Source organism: Micromonospora sp. NPDC050187 (assembly GCF_044459745.1).
Lineage (GTDB): Bacteria > Actinomycetota > Actinomycetes > Mycobacteriales > Micromonosporaceae > Micromonospora.
Window position 1 is genome coordinate 1 of record NZ_JBITJH010000011.1, and the last position, 25,315, is coordinate 25,315.

A 25,315-nucleotide genomic window follows, 5' to 3' on the forward strand; every position below is an offset into this window, starting at 1 on the left:
CCCTGTGCGGGGGGGGGGCCCGCCCGCCGCACCTCCAACCACCCTCCGGGCCCACTGCCGGCGCGGCGGGTAGGTTCCCCACCTCAGCCGGCCCCGGGGGGGGGGGGCCCCCCCCCCCGGGGCCCCCCCGCCGCTCGTCGGCAGGAGATACGACCGGTCTTCCGAACCACCCCCAACACGGTCCGTGGGATGCCGATATCCGTACGCGGGTCAGTTCTGGCCGGGACTTGCCACCGGCAGTCCTGCCTCCTTGGCGCAGTCGAGCAGCCGTCGGTCGTACGTGACGAAGGCGGTGAGTGCCGTCCCGGACTCGTTGGTCAGAACCTGGGCGGTGGCCAGGTGGATGGCGTCGAGGCTGCGTAGCGTCGGCTCAGCGAACGCGGCTGCGGTGGCGCGGATCGTGCTGTCGATCTCCAGCCGGAAGAGCCGTCCGACGGCCGCCGGCACCCCGATCAAGGCTTGCGGAGCCGATCGGCGTAGCCCTCTGGGCACTTCCACCTCGACGAGAGCGGAGGAGACCAGCGGCACATCGTCGTGGCTGTTGAGCCAGGAGACGAGGTCAGCACTGTAAGCCTCCTGCCGGACCAGCTTGACGACGGCGGCGGAATCGAGGTAGATCACCAGCGCTCCTCGTCTCGCATCGCGGAGAGCGTGGCGGCCACGTCCACATCCTCGTCACCGAGCTTCGGCGGAAGCGGAACCGGACCGCCGCCGGTCGGGGCGACGGCCCGCCCCGCAGCTACCAGCTTGGTCAGCGTCGACCTGTCGTCACCTACTGGAACAAGTCGGGCGAAAGGAGACCGTGGACAACGTCCTGAAGGCGCTGATGACCCACGGTCATCGGGTGGCGGGTGGAGACCGGATCGGCAAGACGATCATCTTCGCCCGGAACCAGGACCACGCCGACTTCATCCAGAAGCGGTTCGACGACGCTTACCCGAACCACGCCGGCCACCGCGCCCGGGTCATCACCTACAAGACCGAGTACGCGCAGAGCCTCATCGACGACTTCTCACAGCAGGAGAAGACCCGCACATCGCGATCTCGGTGGACATGCTCGACACCGGCATCGACGTGCCCGAGGTCGTCAACCTGGTCTTCTGCAAGCCCGTACGGTCGAAGTCGAAGTTCCTCCAGATGATCGGCCGGGGCACCAGGCTCTGCCCGGACCTCTACGGCCCCGGCCAGCACAAGAAGGACTTCCTCGTCTTCGACTTCTGCCGGAACTTCGAGTTCTTCAACCAGAACCCGGAGCAGGCGGAGCGGAAGCTCAGCAAATCACTGACCGAGCGGCTGTTCAAGGCCCAGCTCGACCTGATCCACCGCCTCGACCAGCGGATCCCCGCCGACGTCGGGCCGGAGACGACCGCCGACGGGACGCAGAGCGAGGCGGGCCTGCGCTGGGACCTGGCCCGCGACCTGCACGCCCGGGTGGAGAGCATCCACCTCGACAACTTCGCCGTACGCCCCAAGCGGAAGCTGGTGGAGTACTACCTCGACTTCACCCGCTGGCACCGGCTCACCCCGGAAGCCGTGGACGAGATCGGCGGCAACCTCGCCGGCCTGCCCACCGAGCGGACCGACGAGGACGAGGCGGCCAAGCGGTTCGACCTGCTGGTGCTACGCCTTCAGCTCGGCCAGTTCGAGGCCATACCCGATTACGACAAGCTGCGCCAGCAGGTGCAGCTGATCGCCTCGACGCTGCTGGAGCAGACCAGCATCCCGGCCGTCCGCGAGCAGCAGGAACTCCTCCACGAGGTGGCCGGGGACGAGTGGTGGCAGGACGTGACCCTGCCGATGCTGGAGCTGATGCGCCGCCGCATGCGCGGGCTGGTGCGGCTGATCGAGCGGGCCAAGCGGGCCATCGTCTACACCGACTTCAGCGACGAGCTGGGGGAGATCTCGGTCGTGTCGCTGGACGACATCCGGGTCGGCACGAACTTCGAGCGGTTCGAGGCCAAGGCCCGGACGTACCTCCGCGAACACGAGGACCGCCTCGCGTTGCAGAAGCTGCGCCGCAACAAGCAGCTCTCCCCGACCGACCTGGAGGAGCTCGAACGCATGCTGGTGGCCAGCGGTGGCGGCCCGGAGGAGATCGAGCAGGCCCGCCGCTCGGCCAACGGGCTCGGACTCTTCATCCGCTCGCTGGTCGGGCTCGACCGGGAAGCCGCCAACGAGGCGTTCAGCGAGTTCCTGACCGGCCGCACCCTCACCGCGAACCAGATCAGCTTCATCGGCCTGATCATCGCCCACCTGACCCAGAACGGCGTCCTGGCGCCCGAGCGACTCTGGGAATCCCCGTTCAGCGACATCGCGCCCGACCCGGAGTCGATCTTCCCGTCCGCCGACGTGGACCGCCTGGTCGCGATCATCGACTCCGTCCGGGACACCGCCGCCCCGGAAGCCGTGCCGCCCAGGAACCTCCTACCGGGTCGGCCTTAGAGGACGCCCGAGCGAGATGCGGCATCTCGGGGTTTCCGAGCAGGAGAACGGCCCGAGATGCCGCAGCTTGAGTTGATCAAGCTGCCGGGGGGGCTTCAGGCGAGCGAGGCGTACACGTCGATCAGCCGCTTGGTGACCACGTCGGGGTGGAAGGTGCGCTCGTAGCGCAGCCGGGCCGGGGCCGACAGCGCGGCGGCGCCGGCTGCCGCCTGCGGCAGCGCGGCGGCCATGGCGGCCGGGTCGGCGGGCACCACCCAGCCGACGGCGCCGGCCGGGTCGTCCATCCCCACCAGGTACGGAATGCCGCCCAGGTCGGTGCCGAGCACCGGCCGGCCACTCGCCATCGCCTCGATCACCACGGTCGGCAGCACGTCGTGCCAGAGCGAGGCGGCGATCACCACCGCGCTCTGCGCCATCACCGCCCGGACGCCGTCCCGGTCCAGCGAGCCGAGGTAGGTGACGTCGGAGCGCTCGGCGGCGGCCTGCTCGGCCAGGTGGCGCAGTTCGCCGTCCCCGGCGATGCGCAGCGGGCCGAGCGCGCCGTCCGGGTGCCGCCGCCAGGCGTCGAGCAGCAGGCCGAGGCCCTTCTCCGGAGAGAGCCGCCCCAGGTAGAAGAAGCCCTTCCCGAGCGGGGCAGGCTGGCCCGGGTCGGGGATGCCGTTCGGCTTCACCACGATCCGGTCGGCGGGGATGCCGTACTCGCGTAGGTGCTCGGCGATCTGCGAGGTGAGGGCGATGAACCGGTCGACCGAGCGCCAGGTGGGTCGGTGCACGGCGAGGGTGGTCGCCATCAGGGCGCTCTGCACGGTCGAGCCCCGGTAGCAGCGGTTCCTGATCGCCGGCACGCCCAGCGTCCGGCCCTTGCAGTCCTGGCAGATCGCGCCGTCGCGGAAGTAGACCCCGGAGGAGCAGACCTGCCGGTAGTTGTGCACCGTCTGCACCACCGGCACCCCGTGCTTGTGCGCGGTCCGCACCACCCAGGGCGAGAGCAGCGGGTACGGGTTGTGCAGGTGCAACGCGTCCGGTTTGTGCTCGGTGAGCAGCCGGCTCAGCTCCTGCTGGGCGCGGGGAGCGTAGATCGGCGAGATCGGCAGCAGCGCCTTGGCCGTCTTCGGCATGGTGGGGATCTCGTCGGAGCTGCGGATGAACGGCAGCACCTCCACCCCCGCCGCGGTGAGCTGGGCGATCTCCGCGTCGACGATGGTGTTCTCACCAGAGGGCTGGGCCTGGCGGTACCGGTTGTGCGCCACCACGATTTTCACAGGGCCGACCCTTTGTTCGCGATTGCGGGACTCGCAAGCTCATTCCTCACGCTCACGGGCGCCAAGGCTACCTTTGAAGGATGCCGGAGCTACCCGAGGTGGAAGCGCTCGCCGATCACCTGCGCCGACGTGCGGTCGGGCACCGGGTGGAGCGGCTGGAGGTAGCCGCGATCAACGCCCTGAAGACGTACGATCCCGCGCCGGACGCGGTGGCAGGACGTCCGCTCCTCGACGCCGGCCGGCACGGCAAGTTCCTCGACGTCCGGTTCGACGGTGACCTGCACCTGGTGGTGCACCTGGCCCGCGCCGGCTGGCTGCACTACCGCGAGTCGTTCCCGTCCGCCGTCCCGCTGCGTCCCGGCAAGGGCCCGATCGCCCTGCGGGTACGCCTCGACGACGGCTCCGGCTTCGACCTGACCGAGGCGGGCACGCAGAAGAGCCTCGCGGTGTACCTGGTGACCGATCCGGGGCAGGTGCCCGGGGTGGCCCGGCTCGGCCCGGACGCCCTCGACGCCGACCTGGCCACCTTCACCGCACGGCTGCGCAGCCGGCGCGGCCAGGTGAAGGGGGTGCTGACCGACCAGCAGGTGCTGGCCGGGGTCGGCAACGCGTACTCCGACGAGATCCTGCACGCGGCGAAGCTCTCGCCGTTCGCGCTGACCGACCGGCTGACCGACACACAGCTCGCCACCCTGTACGAGGCGACCCGGCGGGTGCTCGGCGAGGCCGTGACCCGCTCGGTCGGGCAGCGGACGGCGGAGCTGAAGGCCGAGAAGCGCTCCGGGCTGGCGGTGCACGCCCGGACGGGCCTGCCCTGCCCGGTCTGCGGGGACACCGTCCGGGAGGTCTCCTTCGCCGACTCCAGCCTCCAGTACTGCCCGCGCTGCCAGACCGGCGGCAAACCACTCGCTGACCGACGGTTGTCCCGTCTCGTACGGTGAGTGACATCGAATCGGACAGCCGTACCAAGATCACCCACCCGGGTCACCACCGTCGGCTGCGTGGCTCTACCCCTGGCCCGATCCATCGGTATAGTGGCTCGGTCCCCGGCTCCCGCTGATCGGAGTCGGCCGGATCCCGGTCCCAGCACCGACGTCATGTCCCCAGGGTCGACGGCGGTGTCGGGACTCACGTGGGAGACTGGTAACGGTGGGCGACCGGGCCCCTCACAATGTGAGCGGCGCGTGTCATGCGGGAGGACACAGTTGAGGTGACGACAAGCCTCCAGCGCCCGGTGACCAACGAAGGCCGGAGCAAACTCGTGCGGCACGTCGACAGCTTCGAGATCCAGCCGCCGACACCGCCGTCGCACAACGGCGTACCCCGGTCGGCCTGGGCGCGGTCCAGCCGCCGGGTGTCCCGGTGGCATCGTCCCTACACCTTCCTCCTTCTGCTGCTCGACTTCGGTGCGGCGGCCCTGGCCAGTTGGATCGCCATCCAGCTCTTCGACCAGGCAGCCGCCGGGTTCACCGACACCGAGAAGGACCCGACCTGGTTCCACACGGTGTCGTACCTGCTGCTTCCGCTCGGCTGGCTGGTCATCCTCTGGAGCAACCGGGCCTACGACCGGCGCTACCTGGGCCTCGGCCCGGACGAGTTCAAGCGGGTCATCCGGGCGTCCGTGACGGTGGCCGCGAGTGTGTCGTTCCTGGCCTTCGCCACCAAGACGGACCTCTCCCGGTACACGGTGGGCACCGCGCTGCTCGGCGCGGCCATGCTGATCCTGTTCGGCCGGATGGTGGGCCGGTTCGCGCTGCACGGGGTCCGGCGGCGCGCCGGGCAGGCGGCGCACCGGATGGTGCTGGTGGGCACCCTGCCGGAGTGTCTGGAGGTGTACGCGGCGGTCACCCGCAACCCGGCTGCCGGCCTGGTGCCGGTCGCCATCCACATCACCGACGGATACGCGGCGGTCCGGGGGATCGAGACCCCGGTGCCGGTCTACGCCGGCCGGGACGTGCTCGCCCTGGTCCGCGAGGTCGGCGGGGACACCATCGCGGTCTGCGGCTCGGCCAGTTCCGAGCCCGGCGAGCTGCGCCGGCTGGCCTGGCAACTGGAGGGCTCCGGGGTCGATCTGGTGGTCGCGCCCCAGCTGACCGACATCGCCGGACCCCGGGTGCACATCCGCCCGATCGAGGGCCTGCCGCTGCTGCACGTCGAGGAGCCGACCCTCTCCGGTCCGGCGCTGCTGGTGAAGAACCTGATGGACCGGGTGGCGGCCGGGCTGGGGCTGCTGGTGCTCGCGCCGGTCTTCCTGGCCATCGCGGTCGCCATCCGGATCTCCGACCCGGGACCGGTCTTCTTCCGGCAGCCCCGGGTGGGGCACGAGGGGCGTACGTTCCGGGTCTGGAAGTTCCGCACCATGTACGTCGACGCCGAGGACCGGCTCGCGAGTCTGGTGGACCAGAACGAGAACGACGGCATGCTCTTCAAGATGAAGGAGGACCCCCGGGTCTTCCCGGTCGGTCGGTTCCTGCGCGCCTCCTCGATGGACGAGCTGCCCCAGTTGATCAACGTGCTCTGGGGCGAGATGTCGCTGGTCGGACCGCGTCCGCTCCCCGCCGACGACGGTGACTTCCTGGGCGACGTGCGGCGCCGGCTGCTGGTCCGGCCCGGAATGACCGGTCTGTGGCAGGTCTCCGGTCGCTCCGACCTCTCCTGGGACGAGGCGGTCCGGCTCGACCTGTACTACGTCGACAACTGGTCGCTCGCGTACGACCTGAGCATCCTCTGGCGGACCGTCGGGGTCGTGCTCGCCCGCAAGGGCGCGTACTGACCGCTGTCGGCCGTAGGGGCTTGGCGGGTGGTGCCCCGACCGGACAGGATCGTCGGGTGAGCGGCAACGTCCCCGCAGTGCTCGCGGTCGTCGCACTGGTGACCGCGCTGGTGGCCGCCCTGCTCGCGGTGGGTCGGCTACGCGCCCGGCGGGGCATCGCCACCGCCAGCCAGCGGGCCACGTACGAGGTGCTGCACACCGCCGGGCTGGCCGCCGCGCCGCTGCGTACCGGGCTGGACGAGGCCAGCGCGGCCAAGGCCGTCCGTCATCTGCGGGCCCTGGTGGGCGCGGTCGGGCTGGCGCTGACCGACCGGGACGACCTGCTCGCCCTCGACGGGCGGGGCGGGCACCACGCGGCCCAGCTCCGCGCGGCGGCCCGGAAGGCGGTGGCCGCCGGCCGCTCGACCGTGCTCGGCGAGGTGGAACTGCGCTGCGACCGGGTCGACTGCCCGGTTCGCGGTGCGGTGGTCGCCCCGCTCAGCGGCCCGGACGGCCGGGTGGTCGGCGCGCTGGTGGCGGTCGCCGACGAGGCGCCCGCCCCGGGGCTGGTGCAGGCCACCCTGGAGACCGCCGACTGGGCCGGCGACCAGCTCGCCCTGGCCGAGCTGGACTCCTCCCGGGAACGGCTGGCCCGAGCCGAGGTCCGGGCGCTGCGGGCGCAGATCAGCCCGCACTTCATCTACAACGCGCTGACCGCCATCGCCTCGTTCGTCCGCACCGACCCGGAGCGGGCCCGGGAGCTGATCCTGGAGTTCGCCGAGTTCACCCGGTACTCCTTCCGGGCCCACGGCGAGTTCACCACGCTGGCCGAGGAGTTGCGCTCGATCGACCGCTACCTGACCATCGAACGGGCCCGGTTCGGCGACCGGCTCCAGGTGCGGCTCCAGATCGCCCCGGAGGTGCTGCCGGTGACGCTGCCCTTCCTCTGTCTGCAACCGCTGGTGGAGAACGCCGTCCGGCACGGGTTGTCCCGCAAGCCCGGCACGGGCATGGTGAGCATCGAGGCCCGGGACGCGGGCGCCGAGTGTCACATCACGGTGGAGGACGACGGCGTGGGAATGGACCCGGCCACCCTGACCGCCGGGATCGCCGAGCTGGCCGGCGAGTCGGACGGCGCGGGGCGTTCCGGCGGGACCGGGCATTCGATCGGGGCCGGTCATTCCGGCGGTCCGGGGGAGGACACCGGCCAGCACGTCGGGCTCTCCAACGTCGACGAGCGGCTCCGGTCGGCCTTCGGCGACCGGTTCGGCCTGGTCGTGGAGACCGGCCTCGGATCGGGTACGAAGGTGAGCATGCGGATCCCGAAGTTCCACCCCGGCGTCCGGGCCGGCTCGTGACCGGCGGATTCCTGCGGGTGCTGGCGGTCGACGACGAGCCTCCGGCGCTGGACGAGTTGGCGTACCACCTGCGCGCCGACCCCCGGGTGGCCCGGCTGCACACCGCGTCGGACGCCACCGAGGCACTGCGGGTGCTCCGCGACGACGACGTGGACGTGGTGTTCCTGGACATCCGGATGCCCGGCCTGGACGGCATGGAGCTGGCCCGGGTGTTGCGCCGCTTCGCCCGTCCGCCGTCGATCGTCTTCGTCACCGCGTACGACGACGGCGCCGCGGACGCCTTCGACCTGGGCGCGACCGACTACGTCCGCAAGCCGGTACGCGCGGAACGGCTGGCCGAGTCACTGCGCCGGGTGATCGGGGCACGGGTGGTGCCGAGCCACCCCGCCGCGCTGGCCCGGACCGAGGACGACCCGACCATCCCGGTCGAGCTGGCCGGGACGACCCGGATGCTGCCCCGCTCGGCGGTGCGCTGGGTGGAGGCACAGGGCGACTACGCGCGGCTGCACACCGCCGACGGGTCGCACCTGGTCCGGGTGTCGCTCTCCACCCTCGCCGACCGCTGGGCGGATGCCGGTTTCGTCCGGATCCACCGCTCGTACCTGGTGCAGTTGCGGCTGATCGCCGAGCTGCGGCTGGTCAACTCGGGCTACGTGGTGGTGATCGACTCCGCCGAGCTGCCGGTGAGCCGCCGGCACACCCGGGAGCTGAAGGACCGCCTGGTCCGCGCCGCCAAGCAGGACTGGACCCGCTGACCTCACCGGACGCCGCCCGCACTGGCCGCCCGGCCGAAAAGTGGAGTTCCCAAAAATAGCCGTTCGCCTATGCTCCCGGTGTCGATCCGGTACGGGGCGCGGGGTCGGTGCGGCGTCGTGCTGCTCGGACGCCCCACCACCCTCACGTTTGGACACACATGCGATTGTCTCTCGCGCGTCGCGCCGCCCTGGTGGGCGTCGCCGTCGCATCCCTCCTGCTGCCCGGGGCGCTCCCGGCCCAGGCGGCCACCGGTACGGTCAGCGGACGGCTGACCACCAGCAGCGGAACCGGGGCGGCCGACGTCACGGTCCATGTCTACGAGCCGAACAACTTCTTCGTCATCGGCCGGACCGACACCGACGCGGACGGCAACTGGTCGGTCACCGGGCTGGCCGCCGGCAGCTACGCCGTGGGCTTCCGCACCGCGAACGGGCCGGAGCAGTTCCATCGGCAGCAGACCACGCCGTGGGATGCCGACCGGATCACCGTCAGTGCGAACGAGACCACCACGGTCGACGAGCAGCTCTTCGCCACCGGCACCATCAGCGGCCAGATCCGGGACGCCGCCGGCAACCCGGTGGGAGACCTTCTGGTGGAGGCGACCAAGGTCGACACCTACGACGTGGTGTACGCCCGGACCGAGTCCGACGGGCGATACCAGATGTCGGCGTGGGTGGGCACCCACCGGATCTCGTTCCGCCCGATCGAGGGGCTGTGGCAGCGCCAGTACGTCCCGGGCAAGCTCGACGAGGAGGAGGCCGCTCAGTACACCGTCACCGCCGGTTCGGAGATCGTCGTCGACGAGACCGTGCTCCCCACCGGCAGCCTCTCCGGAACGCTGACCAGCGCCACGGGCGAGCCGGTCGCGGACGCCTACGTGGCGGCGAACACCGTGGACATGTACGGCGGGGTGGACACGCGCACCGGCGCCGACGGCACCTTCTCCGTCCCGGCGCTGCTCGCCGGGGCCTACAAGATCTCGTTCGACACGGGTGACCGGCAGCAGTTCTACGACGGCAAGCTCACCCACGAGGAGGCCGACGTGGTCACCGTGCAGGGCGGCCAGACCACCACGGTCACCGAGAGCATCCTCGGTACCGGCTCGGTGGAGATCTCCGCCGTCGACTCGGTGACCGGAGCCCCGATCGCCAACTTCTGCACCCACAACGGATGCAGCAACGGCACCGGAAAGGTCACCGTCACCGGGCTGCCCGAAGGCCGGCACGACCTCTACCTCTACACGAACACCGGTCAGTACTTCCCACGGGACCTGCTCGACGTCCGGGTACGGGCCGGCCAGACCACGCGGCTCTCCCCGAAGATGCGTCCAGGCGCGGTGATCACCACCACCGTCGTCGACGCACAGACCGGCGCGGCGCTGCGGGACGTCTGCCTCGCCGCCTTCCTGCCCAAGCGGGCGGCTCTACTGGACGGGTACGGCAACTGCTCCGACCGCCTCGGCCGGATCAACGTCGGTCCGCTCGCCACCGGCACGTACAAGCTCTTCGCCGACCCGATCAACGACACGTACGGCCGGCAGTGGGTCGGCACGGCCGGCGGGACCGGGGACGAGCGGCACGCCGCGACGGTCGGAGCGACCGCCGGCACGGTGGTGACCGGTCCGCAGGTCCGGATGGACCGGGCGGGCACGGTCAGCGGCGTGGTGACCGACACGGCGACCGGCGCTCCCCTGCGCGACGTCTCCGTCTCGGTGCTCACCGGTCACCCCGGCGCCGGGGTGAAGGACACGACCACCGACGAGGACGGCCGCTACACGCTCACGAAGCTCGGCCCGTACGCCTGGCCGGTGGTCTTCGGCTCCCGCCCGTACGGCTACCAGTGGTCAGGGAACGCGGTCAGCCGGTTCACCGCCACTCCGGTGACCGTGACCACCGGCGGCACCGCCACCCACGACATGGCGATGCGGGCCGCCAGCCGGGCCACCGGCGCGGTCACCACCCCGGACGGCACCCCGTTCACCGGTGGTTACGTGATCGCCCGCAGTGCCGACACCGGTGACGTCGCGGCGTCCGGCTGGGTCGAGAACGGTCGGTTCGACGTACCGGTACCTGGCCAGCAGCGGGTCTACTTCACCTACGAGTTGACGCTCGGGGAAGACTTCCACTCCGGCACCTACAAGCTTCCCGACGCCGACGGCGTGCTCCGGGTGGCCCGGTTCACCGTGCCGACCACCGGGACGCTCACCGTCGACCTGGTGGTATCCACAGGCTGACCGGGTTTTCCACAGGCTCCGGGCCGGTTGTCCACAGGTTGTGCACAGCCGGCCCGGCTGCTGCCCGGTCTTGACATTCGGGTGGGGGCGGTGAGACTGCGTCAGTGGCCGCCCCCACCAACCCCGTACCCGCACCCCGGCGACCGGAGCCTGCCCGGACGCGGATCGTGCTCGCCGAGGTGTCGCGGCGGGGTGCCGACCGGACCCGCAGCGAGCTGACCGAGCAGACCCGGGTGGGCGAGGCCCTGGTCCGGGGCCTCGTCCGGGCCCAGCTCGCGCTGGCGCTGCGGCTGGCCGTGGTGGTGCTGGTCGGGCTCGGCGGGCTCCCCTGGCTCTTCGCCATCGCGCCGACGGTCGGCCGGGTCACCGTCGCGGGGGTCAACCTACCGTGGCTGCTGCTCGGGGTCGCCGCCTTCCCGTTCCTGGTCGCGGTCGGCTGGGCGTACGTGCGGCTGGCCGAACGGAACGAGCAGGACTTCACCGACCTCGTCCAGCGGCCGGAGCGCTGAGATGGACAACGGGTACGTGGTCCCGGCGATCGTCGCGGTCACCCTGGCCACGTTCGGGATCGGCTTCTACGGGCTGCGGGTGGCCCGGACCACCTCCGACTTCCTGGTCGCCTCCCGCGCGGTCAGCCCGAACTGGAATGCCGCCGCGATCGGCGGGGAGTACCTCTCCGCCGCGTCCTTCCTGGGCATCGCCGGCCTGATCCTCAAGTACGGCGTCGACGTGCTCTGGTATCCGGTCGGCTTCGCCGCCGGCTACCTGGCGCTGCTGCTGTTCGTGGCCGCCCCGCTACGTCGCTCCGGGGCGTTCACCCTGCCGGACTTCTGCGAGCTGCGGCTGCACTCGCGCCGGCTGCGGGCGCTCGCCACGGTCTTCGTGATCTTCATCGGCTGGCTCTACCTGGTGCCGCAGCTCCAGGGGGCGGGGCTGACGCTGACCACGCTGACCGGCTCGCCGTACCCGGTCGGGGCGCTGGTCGTCGCGGTGGTGGTCATCGCGAACGTGGCGCTCGGCGGGATGCGGGCGATCACCTTCGTCCAGGCGTTCCAGTACTGGCTGAAGCTGACCGCGCTCGCCGTACCGGTGATCTTCCTGGTGTTGCAGTGGCAGGCCGACGGCCGGCCCGAGGTGACCCCGCCCGACGGACCGGCGTTCCGGACCGCGACCACCGTCGTGGTCGACCATCCGGCGACCCTCACGCTCGCCGACGGCACCACCCGCGAGGTACGCCCCGGCGACGAACTGGCCTTCGCGGCCGGCGACCCGGTGCCGGCGGTCTCCGGCGTGGTCACCGACGCCGCCGACTGGCTGCTGCCGAGCACCGGGGACGACGACCAGGGCCTCTTCGCCACCTACTCGCTGATCCTGGCCACCTTCCTCGGCACCATGGGGCTGCCGCACGTGCTGGTGCGCTTCTACACCAACCCGGACGGCGCGGCGGCCCGGCGGACGACCCTGGTGGTGCTGGCCATGGTCGGGGCCTTCTACCTGCTGCCCACCCTGTACGGGGTGCTCGGTCGGGTCTACACCCCGCAACTGCTGGTGACCGGGCAGACCGACGCGGTGGTGGTGCTCCTGCCCGGTGCCGCGCTCGGCGACGGGGTGACCGGACGGCTGCTCGCCGCGCTGGTCGCCGCCGGGGCGTTCGCGGCGTTCCTCTCCACCTCGTCCGGGCTGCTCACCAGCGTCGCCGGAGTGATCTCCACCGACGTCCTCGGGCGCGGATCGGTCCGCGGTTTCCGGCTGGCCACCGTGATCGCCGGGGCGGCACCGGCGCTGCTGGCGCTCAACGTCTCGGGGATGGACGTCTCCCAGGTGGTGGGGCTCGCCTTCGCGGTGGCCGCGTCCAGCTTCTGCCCGCTGCTGGTGCTCGGCATCTGGTGGCGGGGGCTGACCGACGTGGGGGCCGCCGCCGGCATCCTCACCGGTGGCGGGGCGGCGGTCACCGCCGTGCTGCTGACCGTGGTCGGCCCGCCCCTGACCGGCTGGCCGGCGACGCTCATCGCCCAGCCGGCCGCCTGGACGGTGCCGCTCGCGTTCACGGTCATGGTGGCGGTCTCGGTGGCCTCCCGCCGCCGTCTCCCCGTCGACGTCGCCACCACCATGCTGCGCCTGCACACCCCCGAGTCCCTGCACGTGTAGGAGCGTCAGGAGTCGGCCAGGCCGGCCTCGTAGCCGGCGATGACCAGTTGCGCCCGGTCCCGGGCCGCCAGCTTGGCGAGCAGGCTGCCGATGTGGGTCTTGAGGGTGCCTCGGCTGATGTGCAGGGTCGCCCCGATCTCGTCGTTGGACAGGCCCCGCGTGATCAGCGCGAGCACCTCGTGCTCGCGCGGGGTCACCCCGTCCAGCCGGCGCCGGGGCACACGCCGGGGCACGGAGCCGGCGATGAGCCGCCGGGTGACGCTCGGCGCGAGCAGCGACTCTCCGGCCGCCACCGTCTGGATCGCGTTAACCAGCCGGGGTGGGGTGATGTCCTTGAAGACGAAGCCGCTCGCCCCGGCCCGCAACGCCCGGTAGACGTGGTCGTCCAGGTCGAACGCGGTGAGCACCAGGACCCGTGGGGGGTCCGCCACGGCGGTGATCCGGGCGGTGGCCGCGATGCCGTCGAGATCGGGCATGCGCACGTCCATGACGACGACGTCGGGCCGGCGGGAGGCGGCGAGCGCGACCGCCGCCCGGCCGGTGCCGGCCTCGCCGACCACCGTCAGTCCCGGTGTCGCGTCGACCAGCCGGCTCACCGTGCCACGGAACGACGGTTCGTCGTCCGCCAGCAGCACCCGGATCGGATCGCCGGTCATGTCCGGAAGGGCAGGGTCGCACGGACGGCGAAGCCACCATCCGCCTCGGGTCCGGCGGACAGACTGCCGCGGTGCAGGGCGGCGCGTTCGCGCATCCCCAGCAACCCGTACCCGGACGGGTCGGTCCGGTGCGTTGTCGTGCCGTCGTCCACCACGGCGAGGCTGAGGCCGTCGTCGGTCACCGCGACGGTGACCCGGCAACGCGCAGCACGGGCGTGGCGGCGTACGTTCGTCAACGCCTCCTGCACGATCCGGTACGCCGACGTCCGTACCCCGGCCGGTACGCGCGACAGGTCCGCCCGGTCGACGGTGACCGCCACGCCGGCCGCCCGGGTCTCCTCGACCAGCCGGTCCAGGTCGGTCAGGCTCGGTGGGCCACCGTTCTCCCGGGCACCGCCCTGTTCGCGCAGCCCGCCGAGCACCGTCCGGACGTCGTCCAACGCGCTCCTGCCCGCTTGCTCGATCGTGCGCAACGCGGCCTCCCGCCCGGTGCCCAGGTGGTTCGCGACCGCCGCCTGCATCGTGATCAGGCTGAGAGTGTGTCCCACCACGTCGTGCACGTCCCGCGCGATGCGTAGCCGTTCCTCGGCGATCGCCCGCGCGACCCGCAGATCGGTGAGCTGGCCGGTGTGCCGCTGCCGGGTGCGGACCGCCCAGGCCAGGACCCATGAGGCGGCGATGACCGCCGTGCCGTAGCCGGTCACCGTCACCGGTGTGGTCGAGAAGGACTCCACGTTCTCCCGGGCCGGGACGATGGGCAGCCCGGCGACGAACGCGTCGACCAGGCCCGGCACCAGCACGCCGCCGAGCGCGGCGGCGAGGCCCCAGGCGGCGGCCCGGACCGACGACAGCGCCACGGGGTAGAGGGCCACCGCCACCACGTACACGACGATCTCGATGCCGATCCCCACGATCAGCGCGGCGGCCGTGGCCAGCAGCACCACGACGAGGACCGGCACCGGCCACCACCGGCGGACCGCCAGCGGCAGTCCGAGCAGCCCGGCCAGGCACCACACCCACCAGCCCGAGGCGGGTCTCATCAGCACCACCGCGGTCATCACGGCCGCCGCGGCCAGCGCGTCGACCGCGATCCAGGCCCACCGCCAGAGCCGGGGCGAAACGGGCGCGAGGGTCCTGGCCGATGGTGCCACGGGACCCACCGTAGCGACGTCGGTCCGGCATCGCTTCGGACCACGGTCCGATGCGGGACGACCCGACCACGCCCCAGGCTCGGACGGTGCTGATCCGTGCCCTCGCCGCTCTCGTCCTCGCCGTTCCGGCCGCCCCCGTCCACGCACCCGCTCCCCCGGTCGACGCCACCTCGATCGACGCCGTCGTCCGGGCGTACCGCGAAGCGACCGGCATCCCCGGGATGGCTGTCGCCGTGATCCGGGGCCGCGAGGTGGTGCGCACCGCCGGGTACGGGCACACCGCCACCGGGGCTCCCGTCACCGACCGCACACCCATGGCCGTCGCCTCGCTCAGCAAGTCGGTCACCGCGCTCGCCGTGATGCAACTGGTGGACGCCGGGCGGGTCCGGTTGAACGCGCCGGTCCGGGAGCACCTGCCGGAGTTCACCATGGCCGACGACCGCGCCGCCGCGATCACCGTGCGCCATCTGCTCGACCAGACCTCCGGCATGTCCGACACGACGTACCGGCCGTTCAGCGGGCCCACCCGGCTCACTCTCCGGGAGGTGGTCGCGTCGATGCGGACCGCCCGGCTGGCAGCGGACCCCGGCACCCGGTTCGAATACCACAACCCGAACTACCAGGTCGCCGCCCGGCTCGTCGAGGTGGTCAGCGGCCAGCCGTTCGACGACTACCTGCGCCAGCACGTGTTCCGGCCGCTCGGGATGGCCGACAGCCGCACCGGCGCCACCGCCGACGACCTGCCGCCCGGTGCGCGGGGCCATCGGATGGTCGCCGGGAAGGCCGTCGCCCTGCCGGAACCGCCGGCCTTCGGTGCCGGATCGGGCGGGGTGCTCAGCACCGCGCACGACATGGCCGCCTGGCTGATCGCCCAGAACGACCAGGGGCGCGGCCCGGACGGTACACCGGTGGTCTCGGCCGCCGCGCTGGCCGAGACGCACCGCCGGCCCGCGACGGGCTCGTACGGTCTGGGCTGGACCATCGGCGAGACACCGTCCGGCGCGCCGCTGGTCGACCACACGGGTGGCCTGATCACCATTACCGCGTACCAGGCCGTGCTCCCGGCCAGCGGATACGGCATCGTGGTCCTCGCGAACGCCGGAGGCCAGTACGGGGACGCCCCCGATCTCGGCGCGCGCCTCATCGACCTGGTCGAGGGCCGTACGGTGTCACCGGCACCCTCGTCCACCCCGCTGATCCTGATCGACGTCGGGTTGCTCCTGCTCACGATCGGCACCGGGTTCCTGGCCGTCCGGGGCGTCCGGCGGTCCCGGCGCTGGGCGGACCGGCGGCGATCCGGCCCGGCCACCCTCGTCCGGCTGCTGCCGTACCTGCTGCCGTTGCCACTCCTGGTCTGGCTGCACCGGGTGGTGAGTTACCTCTACCGGGGCATGGACATCTCCTGGCTCCAGGCCGTCTACCTGTATCCGATGGTCACGCTGGTGCTGGGCGTTGCGGCGCTGGGCGGCGTCGCGGTGCTCGTCGCACGGATGGTCCGGCTCCGTGCCCCGGCCTGATCACCTGCGGCTCGACGATCGCCGTCGATCATCAGGGTCAGCCGCCCGGATGAGGGTGGTCCCCTGAGGTGGAGGCCGAGATCGTCCCTGAGCAGGAGAGTCGGATGGCATCCGCCGGATAGTTTCGGGTCATGACTTCTGCGCACCCGGCCCTCCAGCTGCGTGGGCTGGCCAAACGGTTCGACAGCAAGGTCGCGGTGGCGGGCGTCGACCTCGACGTCCCGGCCGGGTCGTTCTACGGGCTGCTCGGCCCGAACGGCGCCGGAAAGACGACCACCCTGTCGATGGCCGTCGGCCTGCTTCGGCCGGACGCCGGTGGCGCCTGGGTGCTCGGCCAGGACGTCTGGGGTGACCCGGTCCGTGCCAAGCAACTGCTCGGGGTGATGCCCGACGGCGTACGCCTCTTCGACCGGCTCAGCGGCGCGGAGCTGTTGGCGTACCACGGCCTGCTGCGCGGCATGGACCCGGCGGTGGTCGACCAGCGCGCGGCGGAGCTGCTCGACGTGCTCGCCCTGGGTGACGCCGGCCGGACCATGGTGGTCGACTACTCGGCCGGGATGAAGAAGAAGATCGGGCTGGCCTGCGCGTTGCTGCACGGCCCCCGGCTGCTGGTGCTGGACGAGCCGTTCGAGGCGGTCGACCCGGTCTCGGCGGCGTTGATCCGCGACATCCTGCACCGGTACGTCGTCGGAGGCGGGACGGTGGTCTTCTCCAGCCACGTCATGGAGGTCGTGGAGCGGCTCTGCTCGCACGTGGCCATCCTCGCCGAGGGGACGATCAAGCGGGTCGGCACCCTCGACGAGGTGCGCGGGGAGCGCTCGCTGGAGCAGGTCTTCGTGGAGGTGGTCGGCGGACGTACCGCGACCGGCGAGGAGCTGTCGTGGCTGTCGCGGTGACGGAGCCCGCCGAGCGGGTCCGTCCCGTCTCGGCCCGCCACTTCGTCCGGCTCAAGCTGCGGGTGATGGGCAACAACTTCCGGGGGCAGGGCTGGCGCGTCGCCCTCTTCGTCGGCGGCGTGATCGCCGGTCTCTGGTTCGCCGGCACCGGGTTCTTCCTGCTCGCCGCCCCCGGGCTGGCCGACGAGTCCCGGTACGCGCTGATGGTCGCCGCGTTCGGCGGGGGCCTGCTGGTGCTCGGCTGGCTGCTGCTGCCGCTGGTCTTCTTCGGCGTGGACGAGACGCTCGACCCGGCCCGGTTCGCGCTGCTGCCGCTGTCCCGGCGCACCCTGGTCACCGGGCTGTTCGCCGCCGCCCTGGTCAGTGTGCCGGCGGTGGCGACACTGCTCGCCATGACCGGGCTGGTGGTCACCTCAGGGGCGCTCGGTGGTGCGGCGGCGGCCGTGGCCGCCGCCGTCGGGGTGGTCGCCGGGCTGTTACTCTGCGTGGCGGCCAGCCGGGCGATCACCAGCGCCTTCGCCACCATGCTGCGGTCCCGGCGGGTCCGCGACCTGGCGGCCGTGCTGCTCGCGGCGCTCGCCGCGCTGCTCGGTCCGTTGCAGCTGGTGGTGCTCGCCGCCGTGCAGGACGCCGACTGGGACCGGCTGGCCGGGGTGGCCCGGGTGGTCGGCTGGACCCCGTTCGGCGCTCCGTGGACGGTCGGCATCGACGTGGCCGAGGGGCGGGCGTGGGCGGTCCCGGTGAAGCTGCTGATCACCGTGGCGGCCATCGGCGCGCTGCTGGTGTGGTGGTCCCGGTCGTTGGAGTCGGCGATGGTCGGGGCGGCCAGCTCCGGTCCGGCCAAGACCCGCAGCGGTCCGGTCGGCGGGGCGGTCGCGCAGCTCTTCCCGCGTGCGGTGGGCTGGGCCCGACGGGACCGGTTCGGCGCGCTGGTGGCCCGGGAGTGCCGCTACTGGTGGCGGGACGCCCGACGGCGGGCGAACCTGATCACGATCGCGGTGGTCGGACTCTTCGTGCCCGTCATGGTCAACTTCGGCGGGGCGAGCTTCACCGCCGGGGACGGCGTGGAACTGGCCACCCCCGACTCCTCCCCGGTGACGGTCAGCGTCTCGATGGTCTTCGTCGGCCTGCTCGCCGCGGTCACGCTGGCCAACCAGTTCGGTTTCGACGGCAGCGCGTACGCGGCCAACGTGGTGGCCGGGGTCCCCGGTCGGCTGGAGCTGCAGGCCCGGATGGCCGCGTTCTCGGTGTACGTGCTGCCGATGCTCGCCGTCGTCGCGGTCGTCCTGACCGTGCTGCTGGGCCGGCCGGCTTGGCTGGGCGTGATGGTGGGCAGCCTGCTCGCCACGTACGGGGCGGGGCTGGCGATCAACTCGTTCGTCTCGGTGCTGGCGGCGTACTCGCTGCCGGAGACGAGCAACCCCTTCGCGCTGAACAGCGGGGCCGGGATCGCCAAGGGTCTGCTCACCCTGGTGTCGATGCTCGGCTCAGCGGCCGCGGCGGTGCCGATGGTGGTCGCGGCGGCGCTGCTCGGCGACGCCTGGCTCTGGCTGGCCGCGCCACTGGGGCTCGGGTACGGGCTGGGTGCGGCGCTGCTCGGCGCGTACCTCGCCGGTGACGTACTGGACAACCGGGCTCCGGAGCTGCTGACGGCGGTGACCCCGCGCCGTTGACCGGTCGCGTTCCTGCGCCGCCTCCGGTCAGCGGCGGCGCAGGAACGCGTAGAAGAGGTGGCCGCCGGTGCCGGGGGTGATGTTGACCAGCTCCCACCCGTACTGGCACAGGTACTCGACGGCCTCGAGCAACTGGGTGAGATTGCTGTTCATCAGTCGCGGACGGCCGATGACCGCGAGGTGGCGGTGCGGGTAGCCCCGGAAGTCCACCTCGTTGCGGAGCACGGCGTCGCTGGCGACGATCCGGGTTTGGGCGAGCTGCTGCGGCGTCACGGAGACCATGCCCGCACGATAGAGGCCCTCCGCACACCCCGCTGGGGTCGCGCGGCCCGTCGGCGGCGTGCCGCGTGTGCCACGGCGCGGCACAATGGGCCGATGCCCGTTGTCGAGGCGGTTGCCACCGTCCCCGTACCGCCTGAGCTGGCGTTCGCCGTGTCGCAGACCGTGGGGTCGGTGCGCTACCGGTGGGACCCGTTCGTCCGGGACCAGCACTTCGCCGACGGGGCGACCCGACCCGGCAAGGGGGTGCGCACGGTCACCCGCTCCCGACACGGCCTGCTCATGGTCAGCGAGTACGTCTCGTACGCGCCACCGAGTCACGTCGGGATGAAGATGGTCCGGGGTCCCTGGTTCTTCGAGGTGTTCGCCGGCGGCTGGCGGTTCGCCCCCGGGCCCGAGGCGGATACGACGGTCGCCACCTGGCGGTACAACTTCCGGTGCCGCCCGGCGCTCCTGCGTCCGGTGGCGGAGCGGATCGGGACGTGGCTGCTCGGCCGGGACATCCGCCGCCGGATCGCCGGCTTCGCGGCCGGCTGCGCCGACCCCGAGGTGGTGGCCGCCGCCCGGTCGGATGATGGGCGGTGAGGCCCGCCGGTCCGCTCGCCGGGTCACAATGTTTCACGTGAATCATCAACCGGGCGCGGAGATCCACCACGTCGACCCGTTCGCCACGCCGGCCGGGCAACGGTCACCGGCCCGACGGCTACGGGGGCGGTTGGCGTCCCCGGTGACCCTCTGGACCGCTCCCGGGCCGGCCGGGCTGACCGTATCGTCGACCCTGGTCGCCGAGGGGGAACCGGACCGGCTGCTCGGGCTGGTGGACCCGGAGGCGGACCTGTGGGCGGCGGTCGAGGAGACGGGTCGGTTCGCCGTCGCCGTACTCGGCCCCGCACATCGCCAGCTCGCCGACCGCTTCGCCGGGCTGTTCCCCTCTCCCGGCGGCCTCTTCGCGCTCGACGAGTGGCTCGAGTCCCCGTACGGGCCGGTGCCGGTCGACGCCGGGGGTTGGGTCGGCTGCCGCCTCGACGGCAGCCGCGAGTGCGGCTGGGGACTGCTGGTCGAGGGGATCGTCGAGACGGTCAGCCTGGCCGCCGAGGCCGAGCCGCTGCTGCACCACCGGGGCCGTTACCGCACGCTGACGGGCTGAGCCGGAACCCGGCCGCTTCCCACCCATCCCCTCGACGGCGACCGGCCGCGTCCCCATCGCCCAGGGCCGAAGGCATCCGGGTCCTGGACGTTGCCCGTGCGGGGCATCGGGCGGGCCGTGCTGCCCGGCCCATCCGGGGGTGACCGTGCGTTGCGCAACCCGACGCGAGCCGCAACATCTCCGGCAATCAGTAATTAACATTGATGCCGACGGCCACAGAAGCCGATAGGTAAACAACCATTCAACGTGCAGTTCAGCACGCCCACCCAAGATCACGGCGTAGTTATGTAACAATCATCTGCCATCGACCGGCGTCACTTACAGATGAAGCAATAGATAAAACGTTCGACGCGGTTGACAGCAGCCATCGATGCTGTTTGAATTACCCCCGCCACTGGGTTGTACGCTCTTGCCCACAATCGCCGAGCACGCGCCAATCAACCCGATCCGCCGCAATGCTTTTCCTCATTGGAGGATCGATGTCCACGCGCGCGGCCCGCGAGGCGACCACCGCATTCTTCACCACGGAACTGAGCGAGACCGACCCTCTGATGCGGGGCGCGATCGAGCGCGAGGAGCACCGCCAGCAACGCCAGCTGGAGCTGCTCGCACCCAAAAACTACACGAGTCGGGCAACTCGGGAGGCATTTCGCTCCATCGTTTCATTTACCACGATCGAGGGCTATCCGGGGAAGCGGTACCACGCCGGAATGGACAATCTCGACGTTATCGAGAACCTCGCCCGCGATCGGGCAAAAGAGCTGTTCAAGTGTCGGTACGCGAATGTCCAGCCGCATTCCGGAACCCAGGCGAACCAGGCCGTGTTCTTCGCGCTACTCCAACCGGGCGACACCGTCCTGAGCATGTCCCTCGACGCGGGTGGGCATCTCAGCCACGGTCTGCGCTCGAATTTCTCCGGCCGCTACTTCACCGTCGTGTCATACGGCATCGACCCGGAGACCGGACTGATCGACTACGACCAGCTCACCGACCTGGCCCGCCAGCACCGACCGAAGCTGGTGATCACCGGCGGCTCGTCGTACCCGAGGGCGGTCGACTTCGCGCGGCTCCGCGCGGTCTGCGACGAGATCGGGGCGTACCTGCTCGCCGATATCGCCCACTTCGCCGGACTGGTGGCGGCCGGGGTCCACCCTTCCCCCTTTCCCCACACCCACGTGGTGACCAGCACGACCAACAAGAACCTGCGCGGCCCGCGCGGCGGACTCATCCTCACCGACGATCCCGAGCTGGGCCGCAAACTCGACTCCGCGATCTTCCCGGGGGTGCAGGGCGGTCCGCTCCCCGAGTTCATCGCCGCACGGGCGGTCGCCTTCGGCGAGGCGCTCGAACCCGCCTTCACCGAGTACGCGCAGGCGGTGCTGGACAACGCCCGGCGGCTGGGCTCGGTGCTCCAGAAGCGCGGCTACGACATCGTCACCGGCGGAACGGACACCCCGATCGTGATGGTGGACCTGCGTCGACACGGCCTCACCGGCGACCTCGCCGAACGCAGCCTGGAGAACGCGGGAATCCCCTGCAACAAGAACCTCGTCCCCGGCGACCCGCAGAAGCCGTCGGTCACCTCCGGGCTCCGCTTCGGCACCTCCGCGGTGACCACCCGGGGACTGCGCGACCCGGAGCTGCGGATCCTGGCCGGACTCGTCGCCGACGTCCTTGACGGCCTGATCCACCAACCCAACCACGTCACGAAGATCGAGGCCGAGGTCCGGACCCAGGTCGAGGAACTCGCCAGCCGATTCCCCATCTACCAGCACTGACGTAACGCGGAAGGCGAATCGATGGCACACGTTCTCTTCGTCGACTCCAACGTGCCCGGAATGGATGCGATGCGGCGGGCCATGGCGGCCGGGCACCGGGTCACGTTGATCACCTCGACCACCTACCGGATGTACCCCGACAACGCCGACACCGCAGCCGTCCTCGCGGCCGTGCACCGGCTGCGTCCGATCGAGATGGCCAGTGACGTCGAGGCGCTGACCGCAGTGGTACGGGAGGTCCTGGCCGAGGAACCCGTCGACGCGGTGATCACGCAGAACGAGTTCTGCGTGGAGGCCACCGCGCTGATGGCCCGCCGGCTCGGTCTGCCCTTCACCGACACCGACGCGGTGGTCACCGCCCGGCACAAGGGCCGTACGCGCGAGCGGCTCGCCGCCGCCGGGCTGGCCTCGGCCCGGTACGCGGTGTCGGCCACCGTCGAGGAGGCGGTCCGGGCGGCCGACGCGATCGGCCTGCCGGTCATCGTCAAGCCGCCGAGCGGCGCGGACAGCATCCTCGCGTTCCGCGCCGACACCCCCGCCGAGGTCGAACAGGCCGCCCGCCGGGTACTCGACGAGGTCGCCCGCCTCCCCCGGCTCATGCACGACCAGTTCACCCGGGGTGTCCTGATCGAGCAGTACCTCCTCGGGGAGCTGGTCTCCGCCGAGTTGGGCGCCGGGAACGGTCGGTTCCACCGGTTCATGCTCTCCGGGCGGCCCCGGGCGATCAGCAACGAGTGCGTCGAGATGGGCGCGTTCATGCCCGCCGACGTGTCGCCGGAGACGGCGGGGCAGTGCTTCGCGTACGCCGAGGACGTCTGCCGGGCGCTCGGGCTGGACCTGGGCATCTTCCACATCGAGTTGATGGTCACGGCGGACGGGCCGGTCCTGGTGGAGGCGAACCCCCGGCTGATGGGCGGCGTCATGCCGAGCCTCTACCAGCACGTGACCGGCCTGAACATCCACGACAGCCTGATCCGGATCCACCTGGGGCAGGAGATCGAGGAACCGCTGCCGGCGGCACACTCCAGCGTGACCACCCGGAAACTCATGCCGCTGCGGGCGGGCCGGCTGGCCGACGAGATCGAGCTGGACTGGCTCGACCACTACCGCGACCGGGTGATCGCCTTCGACCCGTACCGGCTGACGCCGGGGGCGCAGGTCGGGGAGCTGGAGATTCTCGCCCGGTACCAGGTGTGGGCGGAGGGCCTGGCCGAAGCGAGCCGGGAGGCGGACGTGCTGCTGGACCTGTTCGAGAAGAGCATCGGCGTTCCGCTGATCCGGTGACGGACCGGCCGACCGAGGAAGGCGTCGCCATGGAAGCCGCCGGCAGCAGTCTCCGTACGCTGGCCCGGTCCCGGCCGTTCGTCGCGCTGTGGAGCAGCATGTTCGTCAGCACGGTCGGCACCGGCCTGCTGCTCGTCGCGCTCTCCGTGGCGTACTACCAGCGCAGCGGTCAGGCCCTCGCCGCCGGGCTGGTCTTTGCCGCGCAGTACCTGCCGCTCATCGTCCTGATGCCGATCGCCACCCGACTCTGTGACCGGCTACCCACCCGGCAACTCCTGGTCCGGCTCGACCTGGTCTCGGTAGTGGTGTCGATCGGCGTCGGGGTGGCCTTCGGGCACGCCTTCTGGGCGGTGTTCCTGCTGCTCGTGGCTCGGGGCTTCCTGGAGATGACGACGAAGTCGGCGCGCGGGGTCGCCATCAAGACGTACCTGCCGGCGGAGCTGGTGGAGCGGGGTAACACCCTGCTGAACAGCGCGTACTTTCTCGGCTCGGCGGCGGGTGGCCTGATCGGCGGTGTGGTGATCGGCCAGGTCCCGGTGGTGGTGGTGGCCGGGCTGGCCTCGGTCGGCTTCGCGGTCTCGGCGGCCTGCTGCCGGGCCCTGCCGCTCGCACCGGCTCCGGCCAGCGCCCCTGCCGAGGGCGCCACGACGACCGGCGTGTGGCGACGCTCGCTGACCGTGATCGGCCGGGACCCGGAGCTGGCCCGCGCGCTCAGCTACCTGGTCGCGACCGTGGTGCTGTTCCAGGGGGTGAACCAGATCGCCCGGGTCTGGTTGCCGTTGACCTGGCTGGGCATGCCGGCCAACGGGGCGGCCTGGCTGGAGGCGGTGAGCGTATCCGGGATCGTCGCCGGGATGGTCCTGGTGATGCTGGGGTTGCCGGGTCGCTGGCGGCTGCCGGTCCGGGTCCTGTTCGTGCTGACCGCAGGGCTGATGCTGGTGCCCTTCGCCACCCACTCGACGGTGCCGGCCTTCGCCAGCTACTTCGTCTACACGATGGTCTTCGAGATCGTCTATCTGATGTCCTTCGGGGTGGTGCTCAGCCGCACCGCCCAGCCCGATCTGCCCGCCGTCATGGTCCTCTTCTACGGCGTGGCGTTCTCCGGGATGACCGTCACCGTCCTCCTCGTGGGCGCGCTCACCGACCGGTACGGATTGCCCACCATGCTCCTGGTGGTGGCGGCGCTGGCCCTGGCCATGGTGGTGGCGACCGAGCGTCGTGCCCGTCGGCACGTCCCCGATCCGCATGTTTCCGCAGGCCAACTCCGCCCCACCGGGCGGAAGCCAGACCTGACGGCCGTGTCGGGTGCCGCCGTCCGTGTCGTGGCTCCGGCCTCCACGCGTTCCGGGGACACCGCCGTCCCGAGGACTCCCGCCTCTCCTGAACAGGTAGGACGTTGAACATCCGCTTCGTCAAGCTGCGCAGCGGCTCCACCGACCACGTCGTCGTCAACGCGGTCGACGTACCCGCCCGGCAGTGGCCCGGTCTGGCCCGCAGGCTGTGCCAGGCCGCGCAGGGTGCCGGCGCGGACGCCCTGATCGGGCTGGCCCACGCCGGCCGGGGCCGGTTCGATCTCACCTGCCTCGACGGCGACGGCACGGCGGTACCGGCGACGGTGTGGACGGCTGCGGCAGCCGCAGTGGCGGTCCGGCGTCGCTACGGATACCAGACGGTACGGCTCGCCGCCGACCACGGATTCTTCGAGGCCGCGGCCCAGGGGCAGCAGGTACGGATCCGGCTCGGTGGACACCAGTCCGCGCCGGACCACCCGGACGGCTGGCTGGTCACCGTCCGGTATGCGTTCGACGGGGAGATCGTCCACCACGCCTCGGCCAGCGGCCTCTTCGCCAACTGAACCGGAGTACGGCCACCTGACCGCTGGGCGAAGTGACCCAGGTCACTCGGCGCAGCCAACTGCCCGTTCAGCGCAGCCAGCGACCGGCACCGATCTGCGCCTTTCCCGGCAGCGAGCACCGTCCCTAC

Annotated in this window: 21 protein-coding genes and 1 pseudogene; 17 read left to right on the forward strand and 5 right to left on the reverse strand. The window is 71.6% G+C overall.

Annotated elements, in window-relative coordinates:
- Positions 1 to 210: 210 nt before the first annotated feature.
- A complete protein-coding gene (locus ACIBJE_RS18185) occupies positions 211 to 621 on the reverse strand; it encodes a type II toxin-antitoxin system VapC family toxin (RefSeq protein ID WP_396749697.1) in 411 nt (136 codons plus the stop codon).
- A 432-nt stretch (positions 622 to 1,053) separates the two neighbouring features.
- Here ACIBJE_RS18185 and ACIBJE_RS18190 point away from each other — a divergent pair, with 432 nt between their 5' ends.
- A complete protein-coding gene (locus ACIBJE_RS18190) occupies positions 1,054 to 2,442 on the forward strand; it encodes a type I restriction-modification enzyme R subunit C-terminal domain-containing protein (RefSeq protein ID WP_396750088.1) in 1,389 nt (462 codons plus the stop codon).
- Between the two features lie 95 nt (positions 2,443 to 2,537).
- Here ACIBJE_RS18190 and ACIBJE_RS18195 read toward each other — a convergent pair whose 3' ends face one another.
- Complete coding sequence (locus ACIBJE_RS18195; protein ID WP_396749700.1) at positions 2,538 to 3,704, reverse strand: glycosyltransferase family 4 protein; 1,167 nt, start codon at positions 3,702 to 3,704, stop codon at positions 2,538 to 2,540.
- Positions 3,705 to 3,784: 80 nt separating this feature from the next.
- Between ACIBJE_RS18195 and ACIBJE_RS18200 the strand changes: the two genes are divergently transcribed.
- The 7 genes from ACIBJE_RS18200 to ACIBJE_RS18230 all read left to right on the forward strand — a co-directional run bounded on the left by ACIBJE_RS18200 (position 3,785) and on the right by ACIBJE_RS18230 (position 12,951).
- Complete coding sequence (locus ACIBJE_RS18200) at positions 3,785 to 4,645, forward strand: Fpg/Nei family DNA glycosylase (protein WP_396749702.1); 861 nt, start codon at positions 3,785 to 3,787, stop codon at positions 4,643 to 4,645.
- 320 nt (positions 4,646 to 4,965) lie between these two features.
- Positions 4,966 to 6,477 (forward strand): sugar transferase, encoded by a 1,512-nt coding sequence (locus tag ACIBJE_RS18205; RefSeq protein ID WP_396750090.1) that lies wholly within the window; start codon positions 4,966 to 4,968, stop codon positions 6,475 to 6,477.
- 56 nt (positions 6,478 to 6,533) lie between these two features.
- Positions 6,534 to 7,814: a sensor histidine kinase gene (locus tag ACIBJE_RS18210; RefSeq protein ID WP_396749705.1), complete on the forward strand. Its 1,281-nt coding sequence runs from the start codon at positions 6,534 to 6,536 to the stop codon at positions 7,812 to 7,814.
- Entirely contained in the window at positions 7,811 to 8,569 is a 759-nt protein-coding gene (locus ACIBJE_RS18215) for a LytR/AlgR family response regulator transcription factor (RefSeq protein WP_396749708.1), read from the forward strand. The genes ACIBJE_RS18210 and ACIBJE_RS18215 overlap by 4 nt, the downstream gene beginning before the upstream one ends.
- Positions 8,570 to 8,727: 158 nt before the next feature.
- Positions 8,728 to 10,803, forward strand: coding sequence for a carboxypeptidase regulatory-like domain-containing protein (locus ACIBJE_RS18220; RefSeq protein ID WP_396749711.1), 2,076 nt, complete (start codon positions 8,728 to 8,730; stop codon positions 10,801 to 10,803).
- Positions 10,804 to 10,907: 104 nt separating this feature from the next.
- Positions 10,908 to 11,312, forward strand: a complete 405-nt coding sequence (locus ACIBJE_RS18225; RefSeq protein ID WP_396749714.1) for a hypothetical protein — start codon at positions 10,908 to 10,910, stop codon at positions 11,310 to 11,312.
- Position 11,313: 1 nt separating this feature from the next.
- The gene (locus tag ACIBJE_RS18230) at positions 11,314 to 12,951 is read left to right on the forward strand and encodes a cation acetate symporter (protein ID WP_396749716.1); all 1,638 of its coding nucleotides are present in this window, start codon (positions 11,314 to 11,316) and stop codon (positions 12,949 to 12,951) included.
- Between the two features lie 5 nt (positions 12,952 to 12,956).
- Here the strand turns inward: ACIBJE_RS18230 and ACIBJE_RS18235 are convergent, their stop codons facing one another.
- Both ACIBJE_RS18235 and ACIBJE_RS18240 read right to left on the reverse strand, forming a co-directional pair.
- Positions 12,957 to 13,607 (reverse strand): response regulator, encoded by a 651-nt coding sequence (locus ACIBJE_RS18235; RefSeq protein ID WP_396749718.1) that lies wholly within the window; start codon positions 13,605 to 13,607, stop codon positions 12,957 to 12,959.
- The gene (locus ACIBJE_RS18240) at positions 13,604 to 14,758 is read right to left on the reverse strand and encodes a sensor histidine kinase (RefSeq protein ID WP_396749720.1); all 1,155 of its coding nucleotides are present in this window, start codon (positions 14,756 to 14,758) and stop codon (positions 13,604 to 13,606) included. The genes ACIBJE_RS18235 and ACIBJE_RS18240 overlap by 4 nt, the downstream gene beginning before the upstream one ends.
- 50 nt (positions 14,759 to 14,808) lie before the next feature.
- Between ACIBJE_RS18240 and ACIBJE_RS18245 the strand changes: the two genes are divergently transcribed.
- The 3 genes from ACIBJE_RS18245 (at position 14,809) to ACIBJE_RS18255 (ending at position 18,844) form a co-directional block, all read left to right on the forward strand.
- Positions 14,809 to 16,275, forward strand: coding sequence for a serine hydrolase domain-containing protein (locus ACIBJE_RS18245; protein ID WP_396749722.1), 1,467 nt, complete (start codon positions 14,809 to 14,811; stop codon positions 16,273 to 16,275).
- A gap of 131 nt (positions 16,276 to 16,406) precedes the next feature.
- Positions 16,407 to 17,171 (forward strand): ABC transporter ATP-binding protein, encoded by a 765-nt coding sequence (locus ACIBJE_RS18250; protein ID WP_396749725.1) that lies wholly within the window; start codon positions 16,407 to 16,409, stop codon positions 17,169 to 17,171.
- Positions 17,156 to 18,844, forward strand: coding sequence for an ABC transporter permease (locus ACIBJE_RS18255; protein WP_396749727.1), 1,689 nt, complete (start codon positions 17,156 to 17,158; stop codon positions 18,842 to 18,844). Before ACIBJE_RS18250 ends, ACIBJE_RS18255 begins: the two co-directional genes overlap by 16 nt.
- A 27-nt stretch (positions 18,845 to 18,871) precedes the next feature.
- Here ACIBJE_RS18255 and ACIBJE_RS18260 read toward each other — a convergent pair whose 3' ends face one another.
- Complete coding sequence (locus ACIBJE_RS18260; protein ID WP_396749729.1) at positions 18,872 to 19,126, reverse strand: hypothetical protein; 255 nt, start codon at positions 19,124 to 19,126, stop codon at positions 18,872 to 18,874.
- Between the two features lie 93 nt (positions 19,127 to 19,219).
- On the opposite strand from ACIBJE_RS18260, the gene ACIBJE_RS18265 reads away from it, so the two are divergent.
- From ACIBJE_RS18265 to ACIBJE_RS18290, 6 genes and pseudogenes are all read left to right on the forward strand, one after another.
- A complete protein-coding gene (locus ACIBJE_RS18265; protein ID WP_396749731.1) occupies positions 19,220 to 19,708 on the forward strand; it encodes an SRPBCC family protein in 489 nt (162 codons plus the stop codon).
- 28 nt (positions 19,709 to 19,736) lie between these two features.
- A pseudogene (locus ACIBJE_RS18270) lies at positions 19,737 to 20,270 on the forward strand (flavin reductase family protein); the annotation flags it as partial.
- A 479-nt stretch (positions 20,271 to 20,749) separates the two neighbouring features.
- Positions 20,750 to 22,048 carry a serine hydroxymethyltransferase gene (glyA, locus tag ACIBJE_RS18275; protein ID WP_396749734.1) on the forward strand — a complete coding sequence of 433 codons (1,299 nt, stop codon included), beginning with the start codon at positions 20,750 to 20,752 and terminating at the stop codon, positions 22,046 to 22,048.
- A gap of 21 nt (positions 22,049 to 22,069) precedes the next feature.
- The gene (locus ACIBJE_RS18280; RefSeq protein ID WP_396749736.1) at positions 22,070 to 23,332 is read left to right on the forward strand and encodes an ATP-grasp domain-containing protein; all 1,263 of its coding nucleotides are present in this window, start codon (positions 22,070 to 22,072) and stop codon (positions 23,330 to 23,332) included.
- Complete coding sequence (locus ACIBJE_RS18285) at positions 23,329 to 24,732, forward strand: MFS transporter (protein WP_396749739.1); 1,404 nt, start codon at positions 23,329 to 23,331, stop codon at positions 24,730 to 24,732. The genes ACIBJE_RS18280 and ACIBJE_RS18285 overlap by 4 nt, the downstream gene beginning before the upstream one ends.
- Positions 24,729 to 25,187, forward strand: coding sequence for a hypothetical protein (locus ACIBJE_RS18290; protein ID WP_396749741.1), 459 nt, complete (start codon positions 24,729 to 24,731; stop codon positions 25,185 to 25,187). Before ACIBJE_RS18285 ends, ACIBJE_RS18290 begins: the two co-directional genes overlap by 4 nt.
- Positions 25,188 to 25,315 lie beyond the last annotated feature (128 nt).